Source organism: Vibrio sp. 1580, assembly GCF_033340055.1.
Genome location: NZ_JAWOVT010000333.1, coordinates 1 through 671, shown reverse-complemented (window position 1 = coordinate 671; position 671 = coordinate 1). Strand labels below are relative to the sequence as shown.

The window sequence follows — 671 nt, the reverse complement described above, 5'->3', positions numbered from 1 at the left end:
GACACAGAAGTTCAGCTAGAAGACATTACCGACGCTCTGTTTTGTACGCGACGAAATGCGCGTATCGTTCTCAATAAGCTCGAAGAAGAAGGGTGGATAGAATGGCACCCGGCGGCTGGCCGAGGAAAACTATCCAAACTGATCTTTAAACGCAATCGTAGTGACGTAAGCGAAAACTTAGCGAGACGCTACCTAGACGAAGGAAAGATTGGACAGGCGCTCGATGCGTTAGACAATGACGCCGCACGTTTAACCCAGGTGATTCAAGGTTATTTGGGATTGCAGCATCGACAAGGCGAGCAAGTCGTAAGATTGCCTTATTACCGACCGTTAGCCATGCTGAATCCGCAAAAGCCGATGCGTCGCTCGGAACAACACATCGCGCGACAAGTTTTTAGCGGTTTAACGCGTCTTGATGAAAGCGAACAGCTTCAACCGGATCTCGCACATACGTGGGAGGCGCTTTCTGACACTCATTGGCGTTTCTATTTGCGTCGTGGCGTACGCTTCCACAATGGTGAACCACTCACGACAGATTGTGTTGTAGAGAGCATTCTTGCTTTGAGTGGGTTGAATTTGTTCTCTCACATTCAGCAAGTTTCGTCACCACAGCCTTGGACCGTTGATATTAAGCTTGTTCGTCCAGATCGCTATTTACCGTTAGCATTGAG

At 48.7% G+C, this 671-nt stretch carries 1 protein-coding gene; it reads left to right on the top strand.

Features of this window, described 5'->3' with window-relative positions:
- A partial coding sequence (locus tag R7093_RS25850) for an SgrR family transcriptional regulator (protein WP_318147098.1) occupies positions 1 to 671 on the top strand: 671 nt, incomplete at both ends.